This is a genomic window from Lentisphaera profundi (assembly GCF_028728065.1).
Classification (GTDB): Bacteria; Verrucomicrobiota; Lentisphaeria; order Lentisphaerales; family Lentisphaeraceae; genus Lentisphaera; species Lentisphaera profundi.
This window is the reverse complement of the sequence record NZ_CP117812.1, coordinates 1,426,312-1,449,985: the sequence shown is the minus strand read 5'-3', so window position 1 is coordinate 1,449,985 and position 23,674 is coordinate 1,426,312. Positions and strand designations below refer to the sequence as shown.

Here is a 23,674-nt window from a genome sequence, read left to right as displayed (position 1 = left end):
GCTCTTTGGGAAGATAATATTAGAGTGATGAGAGAGCAGGGCGGGAGCTGTTTTCTTCACTTTAAGCGCCAATGAGTTTAAGAACTTTTGATATAGCTTCCTTTTCAGCATCTACTACAATTTTAATAAAATCGCTATAGTCATTTTGAGTATGAGCTTTATCCAGTGAATCATAATAAGTAAAACGTTCTGAGGCTGTGATGATTACGGGTAGATAGCCAGCTCGCATCAGCTCAAAGTTCATTAATAAACGCGCCGTACGGCCATTGCCATCGATAAAGGGGTGAACTTTAACAAAGTCCGTATGTAAACGCGCCGCACGTTCAATGGGGTGTACATTTGAATTTTTATAAGTCTCAATAAGCTCGGACATTTGTAATGCTACGTCATAATGATCAGGAGGGATGTGATCCGCACCAGAAATCATGACGTTATCTTTACGGTAAGTTCCCGCATTATCTACGTCGATGTTTTTTAGGACTAGTTGATGTATGGATTTAATCGTATGTTCAGTAAAGGCTTCTTCACTCGAAACAAGATCTTCTACATACTGAATAGCTTCTTTATGATTAATGGCTTCGAAGTGCTCACGCATCAATTTCCCACCAATGGTAATGCCTTCGAGCACGACCTTGGTTTCCTTAATGGTCAGCGTATTGCCTTCAATTGCATTGGAGTTATAGGTCCATTCCAAAACCATTTGCTCATGTAAGCTCTTCACCGTATTTACCGGTAAAGGTCGCAAAGCATCAAGTTTAGCTTTCAGCTGGTCTACATCTTCAAACATTGTGTTTCCTAATTAATTCCCAAAATATACATCAACTCCTCAATCTTTCATCAATCGCGTTAAATATAATTTATATGGATGATATGAACGGCCGTTCTTTTTCACTTATCATCATCCATAATAAACCGTATTATATCTAAGTTTCGGTAGCGGACTGAACCACCAACCATACGACCTTTAAACGAGAAGGTCTTATACTTCTCCAAGTTCTTAAAATAACAGTTTTTAATCTTATTTTGGGTTCCATTGTATTCTCCTAGTTAGAGCTTCAATAAAACTATAAAACCTGAGTCAGACCCAATCATTGATTTTTTTGAACTTAGTGGGTAAATGCTATGATTAATCCCCTTGTACACAGACTTTACTCTGAAATCTAGGCGAGTTTTATGCCTTCCTAGATGACTCTATTGGGTGTGTTTTTCGACGGAATATAAGCTGATAGTATCAAATGATACTATCAGCTATTTATAAACTCTTCCATTGTGCTTTAGCCAACCGTCTTGGTGACGGTGGTCGGGGTCGTGGTGGGTCCAGTGAATCACTCCGCCTTTGGAGTTCCATTCGTACTCGCCGTTGAAGCTTACGGTATCACCTTGACGAAGGCTATTGATTCTTGGTGCGAGGTCGATGTTGTGCGCTATGAGTATCGTCTGACCCGTGCTTAGCTTGAGTATGAACTTCTGATGTTTGCTGCCCTTGGTATCATCAGGTAGAATTTTGATTACTGAGCCTGATCCCGTGACCTGTAAATCACTCTGTTTATTTCTAAAGGCATTCTGAAGTGTTTGATCACTATTGGAAGCACGGCTCGATGATGTCGATAGAGAGCTCGAGGTACTCTTAGTGGGTGAACTCTTTTGCTGGTTCACTCCATAAGCGATGGCAGCAATAACAATGATTAAAAATAGATTTTTGATAAGGAATCCCTCCAGTGATTACAATTGATTTCGGATTATAGCAATATTTAAAAGTAATTTCCAGTATACGGCATCAAAAGTTCTATTAAAAATGTACAGCTATACGCTTTCACTGTCGCAATGTGGAGGTCAGTGTTTTAAATCTTTTTCTTTTTATCCTCCTGCGGAGGCTCTCCGCCCGCCGGAGGCATTTATAAACGTCATTTACCCGCAAGCTAAAAACCTTTTTATTGCTCCCGGTGGCAACCGGACTTGCAGGGAAGGGGGACGGAGTCCCAATACTTCATTCTCCTTCAAAATTTAAGTCTTTTGCTCTTAACTCAGCGGCCCATCTGTCCTATCTACTAGATCTGTGCTTAAATACATTTCTGTTCAATTAAAAATTTAGAATTGAAAAATTGCGCAGCTCCGTGCTCACTAAGCGTCAGCGCAACCCACGAGTATTTAACAATCCATAACAAATACGAGACGTTCAATTCCCAAGTGAGAAATTTTAGGAGAACGATGCAAGATTTTCGATTTCTTACCCGGATAATTTCCCCCTTTGAGTATAATCGTATCTCCTGTCTTGACTTGATAAACCTGGCATGGCTTTTTAGAGAATTTATATTCTGTTCCCGGACCAATAAGCGTTGTGATCGCACGTGCCATAAGATTATCCATATGAAATTTTTTGCAGCTATCAGAACTGACTAAATCCATACGACATTTCAGATAATTAGTTTTGAGTCTAATAAACATTTTTTCAGCTAAGTTTTCTATTTGATCAAAAGTAGAAAAATCATTATAACCCAAGGATAAAAGTGCATTGGTGGCAAAAGCTTTAATTTCACGAACACTTCTCGCCGTTAACCTATAAGTCTTATCGTCTGAGTTCTGAGTTTCGATATGTCGGAAGGAAGTGCCCCTCATATCATTTTGGGGGACTACTAAATTTCTTACTGAAGATAAACTCACTGTATCATTAATAATTTCATAACCCTGTGACCAGCTACTTTTTGTTTTAACCATCTTAAGACCTCTTGATTTTATATAGCAAGCATAAATAACTTACGATCACTATCTCACTATTGATAACCTATTATCATTAGTCAAGTAAGATTAATCAAGTCAAAACCTAAAATTATTGATAATTAATTATCAATAATCCAGTGTAACTTTGTGTTTTAAGCGCTTTCAGCGCCAACTTTGGCCAAGTGCCGTCAACTCAGGAACTCCGTTCCGTCAACTCCGCGAAGCGTCAACTCAAGCAAGTATTGCTGTGTTAATACATATCTGTAAGTTTAGTCAGTTTGAGTTTTAGATTGTTGACAGCAGAGGGTGGGGCGATGAGTTGGAGGTCGCCACCGTAGCTGAGGACCCAGCTGACGATGATGTCTTCGGCGGCACTAGGGTAGCGGATCTGAAGGTGGCCGTTTTCTAAATATTCATTTATTTGGCCTGGGAACCAATCACGCTCGGCAATCATGTGGGCTACATTAGCGGAGGCAATGATTACAATATCCTTCGCCATGTGGTAGCTGAAGGGCGAGGATGATTTGAGCTTGCTAATCACCGCCTGATCTTTCTTAAAGTACTTTTTCGTCACAGTGACTTTACTGATGCGATGCAGGGCGAAGCTACGGAAGTCTTCAGCCTTATAGCAGTAAGCATGTATGTACCAGCTATCGTTGCCTAGGTAGAGTGCATGTGGATCAACTAGCCGTTGGCTTTTATGGCCAGTGGAGCCCCTGTAAGTAATCTCAAGTTGCTGACTTCCTTGCCAAGCCTTCAGGACCGCATCATAGACTTCGGGACTGATCTCCGGTAAGCGTGGATCTTTGCTAATGAGTGAACTCATGGCATCAAGTGCCTCAGGGCTTCCACTCAATGCGGCTTGCTGAACTTCCTCTAAGCATTCTAGAGTATCTCGCAGTGGTGCAGGCATCGATTTGTTGGCAATGCGCAAGGCAAAGAGATCCGTAAAGAGTTCATCTTGATCAGGAGTCTGAAAAGGTAATTGCCAAGTGGGATCAGTGAGGTAGTAACCCAACTCAGAATCATCGTAATGAATTGGAGCATTATACTCTTCCTGCAGGAACTTAATCTCACGGCCGATGGTCTTTGTAGATACTGCGTAGCTCTCATTTTTGGCCTCATCGCTATCCGCCAAGTCTCGACGAAAGCTTTGGGTGTTGGGGTAGGCCTCCTTACGCAAAAGGTTTAGGAAGCGCTGCATGCGAATAATCTTGTTTTTATATACTTTCATAATCTCTTTTTTAATTGTTTAATATTAAGTACTGGCACCTTTTTTAGTATGGCCCCGAGGGCTCCTCGAACCCTTGAGCGGGGCTCCGCCCCAGTCGCCGGGTCAAGGGCTGGCAAGTCCTTGGTGGGAGTGTGAGGGACTCGTCCCTCATTGAGTCAAACTTGGGGCTCCGCCCCAGATATTTTGATTGCCTGTGTGGCAGCACCCTCCGGTGGGCGGAGAGCCTCCGCGGGCGTGTTGAAAAATCCTTTCCGCCTGTGTGGCAGCACCTTCATCGTTAATCATTTTTGTGGCTCTTTAATTGGCTTATAACTTGTTTGCAATATTGATCGATTATGATCATGAGTTCATGGGCGAATTCCATGCGCTTGCTCTTCTGGGTGAGTTCTACGACGCGATTGCTATCATCAAAGCATTTCCCTTGTGGAATTAGGTCGAGCACGTAATGCCAGCGGGAGTCCTCCATCTCACTAGGGAAATCTTTCTTAAATCGACTTAGGCTTGCATTGGAGACCCGTGTTGTCAGCACTGTACTCACATATAAACCAATGATGAGCTCATCACTGGCGTAGCAGTATTCAATGATGATACCATTCTCGAAAGTGGGGAATAGGGAAGTGAGTTCATTATTCGATATTTGTATCGCTAAGTTCTCAGTATAGGGATCCATCTGTGAACCCCAGCCTAGGTCGCATTCGTAGCACTGAGCCGCTAAGGCCTTGGCCAAGTCTTTGAATAGCTTATCAATTGTATCATGACGCAAGTCTTCTATCGCATCCTTGAGCCGGATGATTTGATCCCAGCATTCCGGGCGCTCGAGTATGAAGTTCTCTTCAAGGCACAAACTCGCACTCATGATTGACCGACCCAAGTGCAAGTCATTATCCAGTACAGATCCTTGGAGTTCTTAGTGTAGAAGCAATCTAAAAACTCATCTGCGTGAAATTTAATCCAGCGGCACCTACCATTGATGAGATCAAAGCCACGTAAGTACTGCGTATTGATAGGATCCTCTAGTACTGATTGCAGGGTGATGTCCTGTAAATAGACCTGGTACCTCTCTTCAAAATAGGCCTTATGTTTTTGCATCTTCTATCTCCTCACAAGAACTAAGATAAGTACGGAGTACTCAATTCGCCGGCTTAAGCCATGGCAGTATCTTAAAAGACGAACGGATAACAAGTATTCGCCCATACGGCAGTATCTTGCGGGGAGCTCGAGGGGCAGGGCTCCCTCGTGTGCGAAGCACCAGCTAATAATTTTTTGCATCTTTTCTCTCCTCATAAAGTTTAGTGTAATCACTAAATTATAATCCTCCATTAGCCAAGACATAAACTGTCTTAGGTAGCTAAGTATGTTTGATAAAGTTAAGAAAAGCAAGGTTTGAAAATGAATAAATATTATATTGTCAATGACTGGGGCAAGCTGAGTTTGCGTATGTGCGTGCCAGGAAATCATCCTCACATGATTCCCAATCCACATCGCTATGTTTACCCCAAATTTAAGTCCTTAGACGAACTTAAATCCGCCTACGAAAAAGCTCTCACTTATCCAGTGGTGAAACTCGCAGAACAGATTTGGATGTAGTTGAAGCAATAAAGTAGGTCAAAAAGTGACTTATTTATTAAAATCCTGTTTAGTCACAAAGAGCGGCTTTTTTCAGGAAAAACATTAAGAAAGATTAACATAAATTGTATAATGTGGTCTTGTGAATATTCTAAAACTCGTCCCTGAGATCTTACCGCCCCTGTGGCGAGTACCATAATATCTTCTGGCACATGTCCTTACCAAGGCGGTGAATTAGAGGCCTATTCAGTTATTCGAAATTTTCGAATAACTACCTAATTATAATCCTTCAAAAAAAAATGACTCATAGAGTTTTTTTTAAAGGTCACCGAACACTTTGATTTTAAGCTTAATTTCGAGTGATTCAGGGTAAAGAAACGAAGGATTTTTACTAGTGAAGCAAGCTTATTAAATGTAAATTCGATATAAGCTGTTTTTTGACTTCATGCAATTGAAGTGCATGTAATGTTTCTTGTCCCGTCCAGACTTCTGTATTATTCATCCACAGATTTTGCAGATGAAGAAAGATTGTAAAAATGAGACCTCGTGAAAGTCGAAGTCCTCGGGAGTTAACCTACCTTAAGAATCCCCGCATATTGCGATGGATATTAAATGATTTGTGTAATACCTAAGCGGCTTGAATAACTACTGTACTCAACTTGAATTTCGGATAGTAATTCTTTATTGAAAATTTTGATGTTTTTAAAGCTTTTGACAAAAACATCTTGGGGTACCGAAAAAACATAACGGAAATCAAACATAAGTACTACATCTTGTTCACTATCTGAAAAATGTAAATGTTCGTATTTTTTCGTGGAATCTGCCATAATGCTGTTATTAAAGTCTAGCGCCCCAATATACTTCTTTTTTTCTTTTGATTTCATTTCTTTTAAAAAATCGTCTCCAGCAACATATCTTTTAGGATTAGTTATTTTTATTCCGCTTAAAAGTTTTATGTTTTTTCCGTGCTTACCTTGTGCAAGGTCGCATGGCCTAGTTAAAATAACTGCAACATCAATAATTTCGGTAGATTTATTTTTAAATTGATTGACTAATTTTGGTGATAGTTTGCTGTCATCTTGAATAGAATAGAGCTTTCTCAAAAATTTTTGATTATTAATAGATAGAAGACCTGGCGCTATGGAATCTTTATCTATTTCATCAAATAACTTAAAATGAAACCATGTGTTTAATTTAGAATCTATATCAGTTTTAGGGTAAGTTCTGATGTTGTATAAATTGTTTATATTAGATTCTGAGATATCTATTTTTGGAATAGAATCTTTGGAGTTTGAAATAAGTACAGTGTCTAACGCATCAAATAAAGTTTTTCTTTTTTCATTATGATTTGTGGAAGCTTTCAGAGCGGATCCACCATGTCCTAAGATGGTTTTTTGAAGTTTTTTAATGAGTTGTTCTGTGGTTACGTCTTTAGCTAAATGGCCAATGACAGAATTAGAGGAGCTTTTAATACTTTTTTTCCATATTGCCAATTCTTCTAATTCTGCGTTTTTCGATAAGTCTGTTTTTATTTTTGTATATAATTTTTCAAAGTCATATTCACCATCCACCTTCCTATATGTACCTTTTGCTTCAGGAAAATATAAATATGGGGACCTATTGCACTTTTTTAGATCATCTAATACTTCTTGTGTTAAATCACTATCACTGTCCTTTGACCAGATGACTAAAATATAAAAAGTATTTACTTCAATAATGTCCTCAATCCAACCGGTGCACATTTCAACGTCAAATTCATCGTTCTTAAAGTGAAGATCTAAAAAAATTAAATTAACATCGGAATATGGTTGGTTCGGTGGATTATCCTTTTCCGTGATATCCGCATTAAAGAATTTTGTTCCTATTCCCTCCATGTTAAATAATTCAATTAACCCTTTAACTTCTTCTTTTTTATCGTCAATGATAACAACATTAGGTTCTATTTCTAACATATTATTGTCCCTTACTAAAAATTAATTTAACTGCAGCACCTCTATAAGTTGGAGGGATACTTAAACTCAAAAACTCTTCTTCTGAATCAATTATCTCGAGCTTACCGTATTTCATCATCAAAGTATCTATTAAATACAGGCCAATACCGATACCATCGTCTTTTCTAGTAAAGAAAGGTCTTACTAAGTCAGTAATGTCATCTTTAAACCCTGGGCCATTATCAGCGATAATCACTGTCGTTAAGTTATTGTAATTCAGTGTTTTAATATAGATTGACTTTTTTTCTTGATATAGTGTGTCGAGCCAGTAAATACTATTATCCAGTAAATTCATTAACATTGTAATAAAATATCTTTTATCACACTTTATAGTTTCTATGGACTCATCAAATTCTGTTTGTACCGTGATTTTTCGACGTCGGAATTTTGAGTTATAATTGGAAATTGATTTATTAATAGACTCAACAAGATTTATAGGCTTATTACCGCCTTTTCGTAAAACTGACAGGATTCCTTTTAGATAATCCTCTAGTTCCTCAATTTTCTCTTTGGCGGACAGCTTATGAAAAGGCTGTGTATAGATTATCTCTTTTAAATGTGGTACAACTTTCTCCATCTCATGAAGAGCAACTGATGCGGTCATTCCAACACCAGCGGGTATTAGCAAAGTTTCTTTTTTGTCGTCAAAATCTTTTTGTAGCTTAGCAACTTCATTTTTAAGTACAGTTTTTTGCTCATTTTCTGAAAAATTGGTTGAGTCAATCAATTCATTAAATAATGACACTTGATCATCATAAGAAATTTTATTTTTAGCGGGATTAATAAAACTTAACCATTTTTCCCTATCTTTATCTCTTTCAATCCTAAAATCATTTAATATTGCTATCATGCTATAGTAAAAAGCTTGATAAGTTGTGTTTTCTATAAATCCTTCTCTGTTAGTTTTTTCAATTAATACCTGAGAGGCGGAGGAATCTAAATAAACAAATCCAATATTTTGATTGTTGGAAAACCATTGCTTATTTTGAACTCTTCTAATGTCCAATTCCAACCAATCATTACCAGGTTCGCCATAATTAAAGACTCTCATATCATCTTTAAAAACTTTAATTCCTGAATGAAGCTTTAAAACATTTTTAAGTGTCTTTGAATCATAGGTATAATTTCTTAATGTTTCAGGATCTAAGTCAAAAGAGTATATTTCAAGTAGAATACTTCCGAAAATATTCTGATCATTTTCCATTAGTTCAAGTGTAGCTTCGATTTCTTCTTCAGTTAAATTTTCGTCTTTAATTGCTGCTCGATAATATTTTCTAAAACTTCCTTTAATATTTTGAGTTTGGTTTTTTATTTCGCGCTTACCAAACGACTCATTCAAAGCTAAGGAGCACTCATAGTCGACGGTCAAATTATAATCCGAATCTAATAATGCGGTATATTTATAAGGCGCAACGTCGAGAACCTTATTAGCATCAGGGAAATCTTCCAACCACTCATTCTCAAAATCTAATTCGATCTTAAATATATTGGCATTGTTCTTAGGAGATAGCATTGAAACTATGTTTCTTTTTAAACTCCTTGCCATTCCTCTAGTCCAGTTTTCTTTTAAACATTCAACTTGTATTAAAGTTCCAGAATCGTTTTGAAAAGTGAATTTAGAGGCGTCCTTATTAGTCTCCCACGTAATGGGGATATCTTCCAAATATTTTGATTGTGAAAATGCTTCCCAATCAATTTTCAAAGTTATTTCATAGTCTAAAAGCTCTTTCTTGGGATTTTCACCATTGCCATCAAAAACAATTGTTGCGGGCCTTGTTATTAAAGTGATCTTCTCGCCCAACTTATGAACTGCAAATCTACCGACACCTTTTTCACCCATTGGAACACGATCAAACAAAGGGCTTCTATAGATAACTCTATTACCATTCTCATCAATTGGTTTACGGTGATCTGTACCTGGCTCCAACCAAACATTTTCGATAACTTCAGATGTTAAGCCAGTTCCATTATCTTTAATCTTGATAGATACATTATCTAGATCTTTGATGTTATTGAAATTCACGTTTACAGTTTCAGCATCCGCATCGTAACTATTTTTAACAAGCTCATAAATAGCCATGACAGGGCTCTTGATTAATTCCTCTCCCAATAGCCGAAGGATATGAGCCTTAGGCTTAAAATGTTTGATTCCACTCATTCTGTTAAATCTCCTTAATACGTGAATTGAAAGTTAAAGCTAACATCATGTTTTTTGAATTTCTTTGACATCTGATATGAAATTAGCGACTGTTAGTAGGTGTGTTTGTTGTTCAGTGAGGTATGTAGAATGAATAGATCGGGGAACAACTAAAGTGAGTTTTTTATTTTTCATCTCATCAGTCTGTGTTACGCTAATACCTGCTTGGAGTGTGATAAGGTGTTTATGGCAAATTCGGTCACCTTCAGCTAATACTTGGCGCCAGCGATCTTTGCAGCTCGTTTTCGCCCCTAGCAGCCTTAGCTGTTCTACTGGAAATTGAGGGTCATGATAGGCTTCAAAACTAGGGAATAAGTAATCCGGTTTAGCTTTATTCTCAGTCACTAATTTACGTGAGCCATTTTCAAACTTGAGACTATGTATTTTAAATAAGTGATTTAGGTGGTTTTCAAATGCATGGCCAACACGAGATTTTCGACGGTTTTGGACACTGAGAGAATATGAGACAAATTCATCTACATCACAGCCATTCTCACCAAAGCCTTGTCTAAGCTTTTTGGAAACAACTTCACGCTCGTATGTTCTAAACAAAAACTCTTCTTTTTCCATCCAACCGACGATGGTGTCATCAGGAGCTTCTAGCGGAGAAAAGGCGTACTTATCTCTGGTAAGTTGAGAAAAAATAGCTGTAGTGGGAAACTTTTCAGGGAATAACGTCAATAACTCATCGAGAAGGTTTTGATCTTCTTCATACGGCAAGACAATTCCGATACCTTCTAGCATTAATCTTATAGGCAACAATAAGTTTTTTTGCGTTAGTTTAGCTTTTGAAAATTTTTCAGTAACGTTTTCAATACTGAATAAATTACAAAGTTGAAACTCAATAGCCGAATTTGCTTTAGTGAATATTATCAATAATTCACCGCTAGTTTGTTTGGCAATCAAAAAAAAGTCACCTTCAGAAATTGAATTGGTTACTTCATTATCTTTGTAATAAAGTCGGTATTCAGGACCTCTATTAGTCTTTAATCTTCTAGAGTCGTACCAAGTAACAGTGTCCTCACAAATTTCAGGCGACTCAAGATCATCGGTAACATAAACCATTTTACATGCATATCGGATTTCTTGGCCGTCGCCTTTTCCAGGGCTTCCCAAGTGTTGTTTAAATCCGACCTTTACTAATCCTCCAATTTCATGTTGATTAGATCGATGATGTTCAGCATCAACAGCAGAAAGATATTTTGCAGCTACACCGTCAAAGTATTGATTGATATTTGAAAATTCCATAAACATCCCTCCTGCAGTAAATTATTTATTTAGCTTAATAGCAATTTGTTTAGCCGTTGCTTGAATGGCTGGAATGGCCACGCTATTTCCTATTTGTCTATAGGCTTGAGTGTTGGAAACAGGGAACTTAAATTTACTCATATTGAAACCCTGAAGTTGAGCGGCTTCTTCAACAGTTAGACGGCGTGGTCTTACTTTATCCTTTTGCTCGATGAGAATTTCTGCGCCATCTTTATGGTATCGGGCGGAGATTGTTCGAGTAATTGCCCCCTTTTTTATAGGTGTCAGATGGAGTCCATATCCGAAGCCATTGCCAGCCTTAGCGTGATGGGCTTTATGGCGTACAAGTGTATCCCAAGTTCCAGGTCCTAAGGTGAATTTATCATCGACTTTTTTCAGTATGATTTTATTGAGCTCGGGATAAATATAGCTTTCGCTAGGTTCAGTTGGTATAATGATTTGTGATTTCTTTTTTACGTTGGTTTTATCAGGCTCAAAACCGACAATGAGAATTCTTTGGCGATGCTGTGGAACCCATTTTGCTGCATTTACTATTTTATAGTCGATAACGTAACCGAGCTCATCTTCTAGGCTTTGTCTGACCACTTCAAAAGTTTTACCTTTGTCGTGTGATAGGAGGTTTTTGACATTTTCTAATAGGAAAGCTTTAGGTCTCTTGATTCGTAAAATTTCTTTAATATTAAAAAATAAGGTTCCTTGTGTGGGATCATCAAAGCCATGAGCACGGCCCATGGAGTTTTTCTTTGAGACGCCCGCGAGAGAAAAAGGCTGACAGGGGAAACCGCCACAGAGTAAATCATGATCGGGGATTTCTGCTGGATCAATTTTGGTGATATCGCCAAAAGGTTTTTCTCCATAATTGGTTTCATAAGTCATTTGGGCGTATTTATCCCATTCAGATGAAAAAATACATTTCCCCCCTGAATTCTGTACAGCTTGACGCACTCCTCCAATTCCAGCAAAAAGATCAATAAAAGTGAAGTCGTGTTTTTTTAAAGGAGGATAGGGAATGAAATCATTTAAGAAATCAAAGGAAGGTTGGTCGTAAGGGACATCGTTTTCTTTTACGCCTTGATCATTACTCTCGAGTGATGAAACAAACTCGCTGGCCGCAGCTTTAAGTTTATTTGTTAAATTTGGGTAAGCACAATTAGGTGATTGAAACCAGTGAGTAAGTGAGGCAATAATAGTTGCATCGATTTCTAATTCTGGATGATTTTCAATGAAGAATGAATGTAGTCGTTGACTAAGCATTATGAATTTAGTTTTCATCCAAAAAATCCTTAAGATCAACTTTTAAGGTTTTTGCGATAATTTGGAGGTTACTTAGTCCGATATTTTTTTCATTGCGCTCGACTTGGCCGATATATGCGCGATGGAGACCAGACTCTAAGGCGAGTCCTTCTTGAGTAATTTTTTTTTCTAAACGGAATTTACGGATGTTATCCGAAACGATCTTATTTATGTCTGTCATGAGAGCCCTTTTGTAAAGTCTCTCTAAGATAAAATTAGATACTTATTGGTCGACTACCTATAGGTAGCACGAGCTTACTAATGTATGTTTTTTATTAAGCTGTATTTTTATGTGTGATATAATTACGGATCTTGGAAGCTACTTACAATACTTCAGTTAGAATTTTCGTTACGATTAAATTTCAAAAAACGTTTTTTTGACGTCAGCAGAAGAACTATGCTTTCGTTTGGAATCAGCCTTAGGTTCCATGACTAATAGTAACTTGTAGTGACTAATCATAACGACCTCCAATCATAGTGATGGATGATTATATTTTTTGTAGTGACATCAATACTTTGCGCTCCAGAGCGCGGGATAAAAACTGATGCTATCTTCGCTTTCATTATCATTGAACCAAACTTGTTTTATATCGGCAGGGGTGCGACTGAATTAGGATTTTTATTTACTTAGACAAATAAATAGAGGTCATATTTAACGAAAGATAAGGATGTTTAAAGTCGCTTTTTTAAATCAAACTTCTATAGTTGGTCATATTTATAAACAATGAAAGTCATCATGATAAAAGGAGCGGCAGTTGTTGATGTAGGCCGGATGCAGCAACACCATCAAGTAGGCAATGTCATTTGCTCTTAATTATTAGCTAACTTGCGGTAATTGTATACGAAATTTGAATTAAATGAAGGTGAGTGATGAGTGAAAATGAAGCGGCGTTAACAGTAGCATATTACATTGCTAAATATGATGAGCTTGCTTACAAGCACCTAGGTTATGATAACCAAGGTGCTGCACATAAAGTAATTGCTGAAAAGTTATTAGATAATGAAAATGCCAATACACTCAAAAATATGCGTGATGAATTTGACGCAATTTTCCCTAATACTAAACGCGCAGGATGGTATCAAAAACCTCTTTCTAAATCACGAGTACATATTCATGAAAAATATGTAAACTTATCCGAACCCGAATTGTACGCAGTCGTTAGTAAATATGGCGTTGTACAGAATGTCTTTTTGAAACGACTTACAAAAATAAAGACTCAAGCAAATAAACTATTTAAACCTTGTCTTATTTTAGCTGCTATAAATTCAGAAGAGAACCGTTTTGAGAAAACGAAGATTAAAGAGAAATACAAAACGATTCTTGCTGAAAAAAACATACAGGAAGGTTCTACGTTTAAAGATCCCTATGAAGGTCTAGTAAAAGACGATATTTGGGAATGGGTGGAAGATAGAAAAGTGGCTCAATTCTCCGAAGAAGACTGGGGATACATCCAAGAAAACCGAGATGAAGTCATTCAATTTATCGAAGATAAATGGTTTAATAAATCTATCTCAAATGATAAACGCTATTGGTTGTATGCACCTGGCGAAGGCGCTAATAAGTGGGAAGAATTCTATAATGAAGGCATTATGGGACTTGGCTGGGATAGCCTAGATGATCTCAAGTCATATGAAAGTAAAGATGAAATTGAGAAGACTCTTCAGGCTTTAAATAATACGAGCAAAAGAAAAAGCAATGACGCCACTGCCAATGATCAATTCGCTAATGAAATGAAAGTGGGAGATGTGGTTATAGTCAAAAAAGGCACACAAACTCTATTAGGTTGGGGCGAAGTTGTTTCTGATTATATTTATGATGATGAACGAGAGAGCTACAAGCACCTACGCAAAGTAGCTTGGCAAGCAAAAGGCCTGTGGCCAATAGATTTTAACTTAGCAATTAAAACTTTAACAGATCTAACACCTTATGAGGGCGATGATCCTCAGTATGATAAGTTTTATCAAAAAGTCATGGCAACGTTTGAGAGAAAAGAAATCACTAAAAAGTTGAATGAAAAATTCTCCACTAGCTTCAATCAAGACTGTGGGGCTCATTCACTTAAGTTATCCAATCAGCTAAGTCAAAATTTCACGTCGGCCTTGATGGCGAAGCCCTTTACAATTTTGACTGGTTTATCGGGTTCAGGCAAGACACAAATTGCCCGTGCTTTTAGTAAATGGTTGAGTTGTTCTGAAGAGTTGCAGACTAAGGTCGTCGCGGTTGGAGCTGATTGGACGAGTAATGAAAACCTTTTGGGTTATCCCGATGCCTTGAGCCCGGGCCAATACCGTAAGCCAGATAATGGTACCTTAGATCTTATCTTAGATGCTAAAGATGATCCTGAGCGACCTTATTTCCTCATCCTGGATGAGATGAATCTTAGTCATGTAGAGCGTTATTTTGCGGACTTTCTCTCGGCAATAGAGTCAGGCGAGCCAATTCATCTTCACGATGCTACAGAAGCTGATTGGAACGGCGTCCCAGCGGAATTAAAACTCCCTAAGAACCTCTTTGTAATCGGCACGGTGAATGTAGACGAAACAACTTATATGTTTAGTCCTAAAGTACTTGATCGAGCGAATGTGATTGAGTTCCGTGTTAGCGAAGATGAGATAGCGAACTTCTTGGAAGATCCCAAGAAGCCAGAGATCGATAATTTAGCGGGACTCGGCGCGAAGTACGCTAAGTCTTTTGTTGAACACGCTAAGACCGAAGAATTCACCTTAGATGCAAGTGTGAAAGGTGAAGTAACAAAAGTTCTTGTAGAACTCTTTCCCAAACTCCAACGTTGTGGTGCTGAGTTTGGCTATCGTACGGCACACGAGATTTGCCGATTCATTTACTTCCATCAAAAATTCAGTCCTCAGGTCAAAGCTTTTGATTTTGACGGTTATATAGCCAAGCATAAAAAAACCGAAACGAGTTATGATATCAGTGTCGAGCTTAGTGGTTTACTCCGACAAGCTCTAAAGATTTATGGCAATAAAAAGAATTTGGCAGAAGCAATAAATGTATTTCTGCAGGATGATTATATTAAAGAACCTAACTTTACTCGTTATATTGACAGAAAAAGAGGAGCCCGTATTATTGTACCTAGTGTTAATTCCCCAGATAAATTGAAGGCCTTCTTTGAAGTTTTAAAGAAGGAAAATCTGGGGTTAGGGTCCAGAAAAGTAGAGAAGGACCTAGACCTAGCTATAGATGCAGCGATTATGCAGAAGCTCTTACCCAAGTTGCATGGCTCGCGCAAGAAGCTGGGACCCGTTCTTGAACAATTGCTAATAGTCTGTACGCCAAGTAAAGATGAAGAAGATATTTATCGTTTCAGTGTGAGTGCAGCTAAAATTCAGCGCATGCAAAAGCGCTTGATGGAGAATGGTTTTACGAGCTTTGCTGAGGCGTAAAGATGAGTTCCTTTGGAACCATACGATTTCAGACGGCAAATAAGAATCTGATTGAGTGTAAAATATTTGCACTCAATGATGATGTTTTTGATGACTCGCAAGCCCTTCAGTTAATTGAGGGAAGGCGCTATGAGTATGAGTTGCCGAAATCCTATAGGCTAAAACCCCAGAGCGGCGTCATTAGACCAAGTCGCTCGACGACAAATCGGGGACTGATTGAACCAGGTATATTTGTGGGTTTACTCAAGTTGACTCTACTCGATAAGTCTGGTGTGGAGTTAGCCCTGACTCATGTAGATGTTCAGTCTACAAAGATTGATTACCAAACTGAGTATCAGACGATGCTGGGTGATATTACCGAGTACTGCACGGATTTACTTGTTCAGTTGGATTCACCGGTTGAGCAAAGTTATAATCCGGATGATTGCAATGATGAAGCTACCTTGGTCCAGCGTCTTTATTTCCTTAAATCTCTAGTGGGTAGTGATGATTTTTGTGATGCGGTACATCGAGTCATTAGCAATCCAAATACGCGCTGGATGGAGGAGCTACGTGAACGTCCACTCGCGAGCTGTTCACGCTTGGGACGTTTTGAGATGCGTCAGGTGGCCTCTGCTCGTCGTCGGCAACATGTTCCTGCAGGTCACTCACTACAGTCTTTAGGCTCTTTGCCTGAAGTTATAGAGGTACGTGATAAACGCGATAGCGTGGATACCCAAGAAAACCGTTTTATCAAACATGCGCTGACGGTATTTAGCCTAACGCTAGAAGATATTTTATCCAAGTTGGAATCATTACAGAAAAAGAATGAATCCTTGCGCTACCCGGGCCTCACCGAAGAAGTGCATTCACTCTTAAACTATTTTGAAGAGGTATTGAGCGAAGGTTTTTTTAAGGAGGTTGAACGACCTCAAGTCTTGGCTCTTTCGAGCTCAGTTCTACAAAATAAAGAAGGTTATCGCCAGATACTACGTGCCTGGCTACAGTTTGATTTGGCAGCACGCTTGAGCTGGAGCGGTGGAGAAGACGTTTATGGTGACGATGAATACAAAGGTGGTAAACGAGATGTAGCGACGCTCTATGAGTATTGGGGCTTCTTTAAATTGCTAGATGTCGTATGTCATGTGTTTAAATTAGAAAAACCAGCTACAGAGACTTTCCTCGAAGAAGGTAACCATAGCTTAACGATGAAGCTTAAGCAGGGAAAGCAATTAGATATCGGAGGAACGTTTAATAAGCAGGGTCGAGCACTCAATATTCGTTTCTCTTTTAATCGTACCTTTAGTGGAGCGAAGGCCTATCCCCATGGTGGCTCATGGACTAAGCAGATGCGACCGGATTATACTTTATCACTATGGCCTCAGGGTTTAAAAGAATCGAAGCATGATCGCGGTGAGAACGAAGCTGAGTTTCAGGAGTTGATTTCTCATATTCATTTTGATGCTAAGTACAAAGTGGATTTTCTGAAAGATGCCTTTGGGCAGAGTAGTGATGAAGAAGCGCTGAACCAAGAGAAAAAAGAACAGCGTGAAGGAACTTATAAACGTGCCGACTTACTCAAAATGCATGCGTATCGTGATGCTATTCGCAGAACGGCTGGCGCGTATATCCTCTACCCAGGGACAGACGATACTAAACCCATGCAGGGTTATCACGAGTTACTTCCAGGGCTCGGAGCCTTTCCCTTACGACCTCAGGGAGACGATGGCACGCCTGCTATTCAGAAGTTCCTCGGTGAAGTCATTAGTCATGTCAGTAATCGCTGTAGTCAATATGAACGAAAGAGTTACCAGACTTACCATATTCATAAAGATAATTCGGGACCTGAAGTGTGTGAGGATATACCTGAGACTCTTGAGTATCACTGTGAGAAAGAAGATAAAAAGAAAGTGGAGCGTGTAGCTCCGGCCAGTGATCAGAAGCCCTACGTACTAGTGGGTTATTATCAAGAGAAGCAAGAAGAGTGGATTCAAGAACATGCACTCTATAACATTCGTGATAATGAATGTTACTCAGCTCAAATGGCAGGAGCAAAGTACGCTCTGTTATGGAATGAAGACCACGGAATGCAACTACATAAGATCAAGAGTCAGGCACCGCGTTTAGTAACGAAGCAAGAACTATATGAGATGAAGTATCCTAAGCCGAGTGCAGCGCAGTATTATGTTTATGAATTAGACTTCGAAAATAAAGTAAGTATCAAGTTAGATGAAGCACTTATAAAAAAACTGGAACGAGCTAGTAAGAAGCCAAGGTGCATAGCCCTCGAAGACCTACTCATGGGTGAAGTTAAAGCTTTTAATATTAGTTCTTGAGCTCATTCTTCCAGACGATAATCATCACTAAAAAAGTTCGTTGGGTTCGAAGCTTTGTACATATTAGTTCAGTATAGGGTCATTGTTTTAAATGAGATTAATTCTAGATATTACGACACGGAAATCTATATAGGAATATGACATATTGAAATCAACGAATCATATCTCGTTTAAATATATTTAGTCCATTTTCTCTGATTAGTTCTATCCAAGATTCTGCTTCATATTCACTACAGCCATGGAATTCTATGGCAGCATTTTTTAACAGAATAAATTCATTCTCTAAATCAGTTGAAAAAAGTGCTGGATCATCTGTGTTCACACAACAATTAATGGGACTCTTACGTAGATTATATTGATTGAATACACCTTTGTCTTCTAGGACATTTAATTTAGGTGGAAACCATCGAAAAATCGGATGATTTTCAATAGGAAATCCAGCGATGGTGATATTGGAAGAAGGGCAGCATTCTAGAATCAATCCATTTTCTTCAGTTTTACTTATTAGATAATCTTGAATTGCTTCATATAAAGAAAGTTCATCTTCGGATACTAATAAATATTTTTTCCTTAAAGGCTTTTTTGTAGATGCACTAAATCGAAAGCTCAGTACTGTTTTTCGATCGGAAAGATCTCCATAGTGATACTCTCTATAGATACTTGTTGCTGTATCACATAGATTCTTATCTGGACTGAAGGAAGCTATGATATCTGAGTTGGATAAAGATTCACTAGCATGAAAGAAATAACTAGGGCAATTCTTACGCAACTCCCAAGCACGATAAAAATCTTGGGGTAACCTTTGGGGGCCGCCATAATTATTAGATAGACTGCATGTTGTGGGCGCATTCGGATATAAGCTTTCCTTCAAACGAAAGATTTCATTTTCATAATGATTGCGAAAAGATAGTGCAGGTGGATAGGATCTGGACATTTCACCACAAAGCCCCCATAACCAGACTAAATTATCAAAATACTCTTCTTGACTAATAAGTACTTCTTGTTGCTGTAAAAGCCATTTTTTTGGGTTTATACCTAATGCAAGAGCATGACCTAAACGATCATGCTTACCCATCTCACAAAACTTCACACATTCATCTATTCTTCTCAATCCTGTAACAATATGATTAAAGTCCTCACCCGCGTGCATAGATATTCTAAGTTTAGAATGATGCTTTAATCCTTGTGAAAAAGACTTTGTTTTGAATGATTTAGGTTGAGTACGGAGAAAGCGTATAGAAGGCGCAAATACTTCAGGTGGTGTATCGCACTCATTACCCGCGGCATCTATACCTACAAGAAATTGGCTTAAATCAATTTTTTGTTTTTTGTAAATATCTTTATTTTGCCAAAGATCCTTTTTACACCACGACTTGTCTTGGATAAGAACTTGTAAAAGATCACTCTTTTGAGATTTCGGATCACAGAGAAAACGGTCGAGTTTGAGACTTTGTTTTTTAATACTATTACGTAAATGTAAATGTCTATAATCAGAGATCTGTCCAGATATATATTTACGTTTTCGTCTGTCTGATTTTTTGATAAAATGAATAACATAATTGATGACGAAGTCTTCATAAGGTGAATATTTCTTTTGGTCCTCCTGTCCAATTCTAGTCTGGTGGCACAGCTTTTCAAGAAGAGGGTTAGATCTCTTATGATCCAATGTTACTTTTAGGTATTTTGCCAAATGTTGTTTCAAATTAGAACTATTAAAAGTACTAGGGGAAACTTTGAGTGTATTATATTGTCCTGCCATTAATGCTACATTATGATAAGCATGCAGATCATAATCCCACTTTTCCTGAGGTAAGTTTTTAACTGAACTAGAAAAGAAATCTGTAAAATGACTCAAACCTGCTTGTGATGACATCACAAGGTGACGTCTTATTATGTTAGCACTAATTATAAAAGATCGTATAGCCATGCGACACTGAACTGAATTGGAACGAGTAGAGTTTTTTAATTCGTGATCAAAACTAAGTAGAAAATTATAATATAAAAATAAGCTTGCTACGGGGTTTTTCCCATGATAATAATGCACCGCCTTGAATAATATTTGAATCGTATCAGAAGCTGAATTACTCTGGTTTTTCATCAGAAAATGATTATCTTTCCATGAGCGTATTCGCGAGGTACTGTGATCCCTTTCTGGATGATTAATAATATTTTTGATACAAGTAAAATTATCTACAGATTGTGGTTTTGGATTTATGTTTAATTCTTGAATCAACCCCTGATTAATAAGGTTAAATGAATAGCGTAAAATATGAATAGCTTGTTCAAGTTCTAGTGAGGGTTTTAAGTTTGAGCCAACCAAGAGAGGGGTGTTTCGTAAACTATTTCCTGTATCAAGAAAACTTTGATTACATATTTCAAGTATAAAAGTACCTGCATCATGACAGCCATTAAGGTGAATATGGTTATCTGCATAAGTTTTATGAGGATTATCTTTCGATAGTAAACCTGGACGTATCATTTTAGCAAAACAGATTAAATCTTGTATAGTGATTTTATTTTTGTTTAACAAGGTATGGGTTTTTCCTGTCGCCAGAAGGAACGGGTGTAATTGTAAAGAAATTGTTTGAGCTTCATCTCGATCGCTTTGCTTAAAGAAAATTTGTGATCCGTTAATATCTATAAAGTCGTTGCCATACGCGCTTAGAATATTGGATAAGTCTATTAAGTCATCGCTTTTTTTAGCTTCTTCTAGAGAATTAAAATTTAATGCATTATTTAAAGATTCTCTGCGTAAATTAACTGCCGAAAATGACTCGGAGCCTTTAGCAAAGGCAGATAGCACATCTTTTGGTTTATTAAATAATTTATATAAAGCATACGTTGTCGCAAGCTCAGTAATTAAATATAAATGACTAGGTAAAGTGGTTTTCATACATCTTTTAAAGCATTGTGGAATTAGGGAAGATTTCCCGGAATTTACTATACGTGTTGTTATTATAGTCTTTTATATCTAACATGGATGAATGAAATGCAACTGCATTAGTAGCTACGATGTTCGTTAATACCTTCTTTAGTTTATTGGACAGTTTAGGATTTTCTGTAATTACAAGTAGTGCGTACGATAAATTCTCGTCTTTCGACTTAGCTGATTTATTACTTATTACTCTATTAATACAAGACTTAAATTTCCTTTGGAGGGCATTAAAATCTTTCACGGTATTCCTAGTGATAGTAGGACCTCTATGCACCGAAGTATTGTTTACGTTTCCCAAAGATGTTGTATTTAATAAATTTATTAAAATGTCGTCCCTATTACTACTATCTTGATCTAAATGAGGTAAAAATAATCTAATTAAAGGGTGTTGGCTAAACCAAGTCGTCCAATAATGATCATGGCCTAATAATGGCTTTATGTTAAATAAATAAGCATTATCTTTTGTACTTATAAGGTCGATGCTTTTTCCTGAAGCAATGTTAGTCTCTGATACGCCTTGTAGCTTAGACGAAAAACGATTATTTAGTTTTTCAAAAAAAGCGATACTATTTAAAAATATATAGGATATCCGCTGTCCCATTGTGTAGAGGTTTTCATTACCCCACTCTATATCGTTATTGTAGTACATGACGTTCAAATTATTAATAAATTTATTGCGAACTTTATAAATGAAACTAGCCGACATTTTAGAGCAGCTTAATGATAATTCAGGCGCTATCTCGAATGGGTCATGGGGATATGTGCTGTTGATATTATCGACATCTAAGGTCTGAGGTGTTAACTCTTCATCGGTAGGTAATAAAGGTTCAGTTTCTATATAATTATCATTAGGTATATCTAGAAAACGGGTATATGACTTAGGAGTGACACGCTCATTGTTATTAGTCCTATCAGGACTACATAGCAGAAATTCGAAATATTTAACAGCTACAAAAAAATGATATTTTTGGTGGCTCGCATAATAATCTGAATAAGTAAAAAGCTCTAGTAAAAAACGGGCTTTTTCACCTCCTCTCTTTGTTAAGTAGTCATATTTTTCAGTGGTTATGTAAAGGTTCTTATTGCCGGGTACACCATCTATTTTCTTTGATCCGAACTTGTTTATTTTTTCAAGACGATTTCCCTTTTCTTTTTTATAAGCAAACAAATCATGTGCTAATAGCGTATCCATATACCCTTCATTTTTTCTAAGGGCCGATATATTTGCTTGTGCAGAAAGTTTGATTAAGGGGTTTGAATTAGAGTTTAGATAATAAATGCTTTCACATAATGATTTATTATTGTCAACGATAAATAGTGGTTTGTGTCCCGTACTGTCGATGGGGTGGCTTACGAAGTTTACCTGACGGTCAATAACATGGGGTGTTAATCGGCTCAATGTTTGAAGAAATATCCTTAAAGACGTTAAGGGTATCGGATTAGAAGATGACTCATCTGATAATGTTTTAAACATCATCGGATAATTAAAAGCTTCATTAATAGTCCGACAAAGATCATATAGTGTTATAGATAAAGTACCTTGTCTTACTTCAATTTCAGAGATATTTTGTTTCAGAATTTCCTTTATTGATGGTAGTTCAATTCTTTTATCTTTGGGAAAAACTTTATCGAAGTATTGTTCAGTAAGTGAAATTATTTCGCGTTTCCAGTTGTGAGAATTAATACCTCCGGATATACTCATACCTTCATTTTTAGAAGAGTCGAAAAATGGTGAATGTAACTTCTGAGTGAACTTTTTTTCTACAATTGTACAGTAAAGTTTGTAATCCCCACTAATTACAGGAATTATGTAAGGCGATGATAAGAATTTACGCACTACTTCTAAAACTTCAAAACCATGCTGAAATGACATGTCAATATCATCAATTGGCAAAAGAAGAATCTCAGTATCTAAAAGTCTTGTAATACAACCGAAAAATTCATGTAGTTTTTGCTCTAAGCCTAATGAATATTGATTATCAATAATGCGTTCAACCATCGATTCTGAATTCGATGAGGTTGCAATGGCCTCACTAATCTCCGTAAGTTTCTCATGATATTGACATAGAATACCTCTTTTCATTTCGCTCAATGAATGGGTATTTACCGTGACGTCAACAAAGTTGATAATATGGCTTACAGTAATTATTAAAAACTTTTCGTCATCATGAAGTAAGGTCGGATCAATAATAGGTAAAGACCGGAAGTTTTTTGAAAGCTCAGTTTGATGTTCCTCCAAGAATTTAGGGTAGTTTTTTAAGAAAGTCGTTTTACCACTACCACGCTCACCTGAAATAAAAATAGCATCATGAATCTGACAATCTGCAATTCTGTCTACAGCATTTCCAAGTCGATCTTTTTGTGCTTTTACTTCAATTATTTTTCTTACAAATTCTTCAAATTGCTCTTCTTGTAAGAGTTCATTCGTATTAAAATCAGCTGTTTCTCCAACCTTATCTAGGTTGAGAATAATTTTAGTTTTCTCAATCATTTAATCCTCTCTGTTTGCCACGCGTATTGATTTTAGAAGTATACATCTAATCTAAGGTGTTTGTTATATATACAGGTTATAATAATTGACTTTATTAGTGATATTAACCACCGCGACCGCTACTGTAATTGTTCTGTCAGTTCATAATAATGAATCTAGCCCAAGGAACATCAAGTTGTTGCTTCCACGAATCAATCAAACACAACGAAGGCAAGATTAAAATAGAAAAACTATGGGCGACGTTAATTCTCTAGATTATT

The 23,674-nt window shown here is 37.4% G+C and carries 16 protein-coding genes; 3 read left to right on the top strand and 13 right to left on the bottom strand.

Annotation, left to right across the window (positions count from 1 at the left end; translation table 11 throughout):
• Nucleotides 1-61: 61 nt before the first annotated feature.
• The 6 genes from PQO03_RS17100 to PQO03_RS17075 form a co-directional block, all read right to left on the bottom strand.
• Nucleotides 62-787, bottom strand: coding sequence for a Fic family protein (locus tag PQO03_RS17100; RefSeq protein WP_274152001.1), 726 nt, complete (start codon nt 785-787; stop codon nt 62-64).
• 461 nt (nt 788-1,248) lie between these two features.
• The gene (locus tag PQO03_RS17095; RefSeq protein WP_274152000.1) at nt 1,249-1,656 is read right to left on the bottom strand and encodes a DUF3465 domain-containing protein; all 408 of its coding nucleotides are present in this window, start codon (nt 1,654-1,656) and stop codon (nt 1,249-1,251) included.
• Between the two features lie 492 nt (nt 1,657-2,148).
• A complete protein-coding gene (locus tag PQO03_RS17090) occupies nt 2,149-2,715 on the bottom strand; it encodes a DUF1826 domain-containing protein (protein ID WP_274151999.1) in 567 nt (188 codons plus the stop codon).
• A 253-nt stretch (nt 2,716-2,968) separates the two neighbouring features.
• Nucleotides 2,969-3,952, bottom strand: coding sequence for a helix-turn-helix transcriptional regulator (locus PQO03_RS17085; RefSeq protein WP_274151998.1), 984 nt, complete (start codon nt 3,950-3,952; stop codon nt 2,969-2,971).
• Nucleotides 3,953-4,229: 277 nt separating this feature from the next.
• Nucleotides 4,230-4,808 carry a hypothetical protein gene (locus tag PQO03_RS17080; protein WP_274151997.1) on the bottom strand — a complete coding sequence of 193 codons (579 nt, stop codon included), beginning with the start codon at nt 4,806-4,808 and terminating at the stop codon, nt 4,230-4,232.
• On the bottom strand, nt 4,805-5,041 hold the full coding sequence (locus tag PQO03_RS17075) for a hypothetical protein (RefSeq protein ID WP_274151996.1): 237 nt from the start codon (nt 5,039-5,041) through the stop codon (nt 4,805-4,807). Before PQO03_RS17075 ends, PQO03_RS17080 begins: the two co-directional genes overlap by 4 nt.
• Before the next feature lie 300 nt (nt 5,042-5,341).
• On the opposite strand from PQO03_RS17075, the gene PQO03_RS17070 reads away from it, so the two are divergent.
• Nucleotides 5,342-5,539, top strand: a complete 198-nt coding sequence (locus tag PQO03_RS17070; protein ID WP_274151995.1) for a hypothetical protein — start codon at nt 5,342-5,344, stop codon at nt 5,537-5,539.
• A 587-nt stretch (nt 5,540-6,126) separates the two neighbouring features.
• Here the strand turns inward: PQO03_RS17070 and PQO03_RS17065 are convergent.
• From PQO03_RS17065 to PQO03_RS17045, 5 genes are read right to left on the bottom strand one after another with little or no spacing between them, the layout of a single operon-like run.
• Nucleotides 6,127-7,470 (bottom strand): hypothetical protein, encoded by a 1,344-nt coding sequence (locus PQO03_RS17065; RefSeq protein WP_274151994.1) that lies wholly within the window; start codon nt 7,468-7,470, stop codon nt 6,127-6,129.
• 1 nt (nt 7,471) lies between these two features.
• Nucleotides 7,472-9,667 carry a sensor histidine kinase gene (locus tag PQO03_RS17060; RefSeq protein ID WP_274151992.1) on the bottom strand — a complete coding sequence of 732 codons (2,196 nt, stop codon included), beginning with the start codon at nt 9,665-9,667 and terminating at the stop codon, nt 7,472-7,474.
• Between the two features lie 45 nt (nt 9,668-9,712).
• Nucleotides 9,713-10,954 carry a type II restriction endonuclease gene (locus PQO03_RS17055; protein WP_274151990.1) on the bottom strand — a complete coding sequence of 414 codons (1,242 nt, stop codon included), beginning with the start codon at nt 10,952-10,954 and terminating at the stop codon, nt 9,713-9,715.
• A gap of 21 nt (nt 10,955-10,975) precedes the next feature.
• Nucleotides 10,976-12,247 (bottom strand): DNA (cytosine-5-)-methyltransferase, encoded by a 1,272-nt coding sequence (dcm, locus tag PQO03_RS17050; protein ID WP_274151989.1) that lies wholly within the window; start codon nt 12,245-12,247, stop codon nt 10,976-10,978.
• Complete coding sequence (locus tag PQO03_RS17045; RefSeq protein ID WP_274151987.1) at nt 12,237-12,449, bottom strand: helix-turn-helix domain-containing protein; 213 nt, start codon at nt 12,447-12,449, stop codon at nt 12,237-12,239. The genes dcm and PQO03_RS17045 overlap by 11 nt, the downstream gene beginning before the upstream one ends.
• 689 nt (nt 12,450-13,138) lie before the next feature.
• Here PQO03_RS17045 and PQO03_RS17040 point away from each other — a divergent pair.
• Both PQO03_RS17040 and PQO03_RS17035 read left to right on the top strand, forming a co-directional pair.
• Nucleotides 13,139-15,673, top strand: coding sequence for an McrB family protein (locus PQO03_RS17040; RefSeq protein WP_274151985.1), 2,535 nt, complete (start codon nt 13,139-13,141; stop codon nt 15,671-15,673).
• Between the two features lie 2 nt (nt 15,674-15,675).
• Nucleotides 15,676-17,988 carry a DUF2357 domain-containing protein gene (locus PQO03_RS17035; protein ID WP_274151984.1) on the top strand — a complete coding sequence of 771 codons (2,313 nt, stop codon included), beginning with the start codon at nt 15,676-15,678 and terminating at the stop codon, nt 17,986-17,988.
• Between the two features lie 151 nt (nt 17,989-18,139).
• Here PQO03_RS17035 and PQO03_RS17030 read toward each other — a convergent pair whose 3' ends face one another.
• Both PQO03_RS17030 and PQO03_RS17025 read right to left on the bottom strand, forming a co-directional pair.
• Nucleotides 18,140-20,881 carry an amidohydrolase family protein gene (locus PQO03_RS17030; RefSeq protein WP_274151982.1) on the bottom strand — a complete coding sequence of 914 codons (2,742 nt, stop codon included), beginning with the start codon at nt 20,879-20,881 and terminating at the stop codon, nt 18,140-18,142.
• Nucleotides 20,882-20,888: 7 nt separating this feature from the next.
• Nucleotides 20,889-23,414: a hypothetical protein gene (locus PQO03_RS17025; RefSeq protein WP_274151980.1), complete on the bottom strand. Its 2,526-nt coding sequence runs from the start codon at nt 23,412-23,414 to the stop codon at nt 20,889-20,891.
• Nucleotides 23,415-23,674 lie beyond the last annotated feature (260 nt).

Coding starts and splice junctions, on each gene's coding strand:
- PQO03_RS17100 (WP_274152001.1), bottom strand. CDS start 787: ATGTTTGAAGATGTAGACCAGCTGAAAGCTAAACTTGATGCTTTGCGA.
- PQO03_RS17090 (WP_274151999.1), bottom strand. CDS start 2,715: ATGGTTAAAACAAAAAGTAGCTGGTCACAGGGTTATGAAATTATTAAT.
- PQO03_RS17085 (WP_274151998.1), bottom strand. CDS start 3,952: ATGAAAGTATATAAAAACAAGATTATTCGCATGCAGCGCTTCCTAAAC.
- PQO03_RS17080 (WP_274151997.1), bottom strand. CDS start 4,808: ATGAGTGCGAGTTTGTGCCTTGAAGAGAACTTCATACTCGAGCGCCCG.
- PQO03_RS17075 (WP_274151996.1), bottom strand. CDS start 5,041: ATGCAAAAACATAAGGCCTATTTTGAAGAGAGGTACCAGGTCTATTTA.
- PQO03_RS17070 (WP_274151995.1), top strand. CDS start 5,342: ATGAATAAATATTATATTGTCAATGACTGGGGCAAGCTGAGTTTGCGT.
- PQO03_RS17065 (WP_274151994.1), bottom strand. CDS start 7,470: ATGTTAGAAATAGAACCTAATGTTGTTATCATTGACGATAAAAAAGAA.
- PQO03_RS17060 (WP_274151992.1), bottom strand. CDS start 9,667: ATGAGTGGAATCAAACATTTTAAGCCTAAGGCTCATATCCTTCGGCTA.
- PQO03_RS17055 (WP_274151990.1), bottom strand. CDS start 10,954: ATGGAATTTTCAAATATCAATCAATACTTTGACGGTGTAGCTGCAAAA.
- dcm (WP_274151989.1), bottom strand. CDS start 12,247: ATGAAAACTAAATTCATAATGCTTAGTCAACGACTACATTCATTCTTC.
- PQO03_RS17045 (WP_274151987.1), bottom strand. CDS start 12,449: ATGACAGACATAAATAAGATCGTTTCGGATAACATCCGTAAATTCCGT.
- PQO03_RS17040 (WP_274151985.1), top strand. CDS start 13,139: ATGAGTGAAAATGAAGCGGCGTTAACAGTAGCATATTACATTGCTAAA.
- PQO03_RS17035 (WP_274151984.1), top strand. CDS start 15,676: ATGAGTTCCTTTGGAACCATACGATTTCAGACGGCAAATAAGAATCTG.
- PQO03_RS17030 (WP_274151982.1), bottom strand. CDS start 20,881: ATGAAAACCACTTTACCTAGTCATTTATATTTAATTACTGAGCTTGCG.
- PQO03_RS17025 (WP_274151980.1), bottom strand. CDS start 23,414: ATGATTGAGAAAACTAAAATTATTCTCAACCTAGATAAGGTTGGAGAA.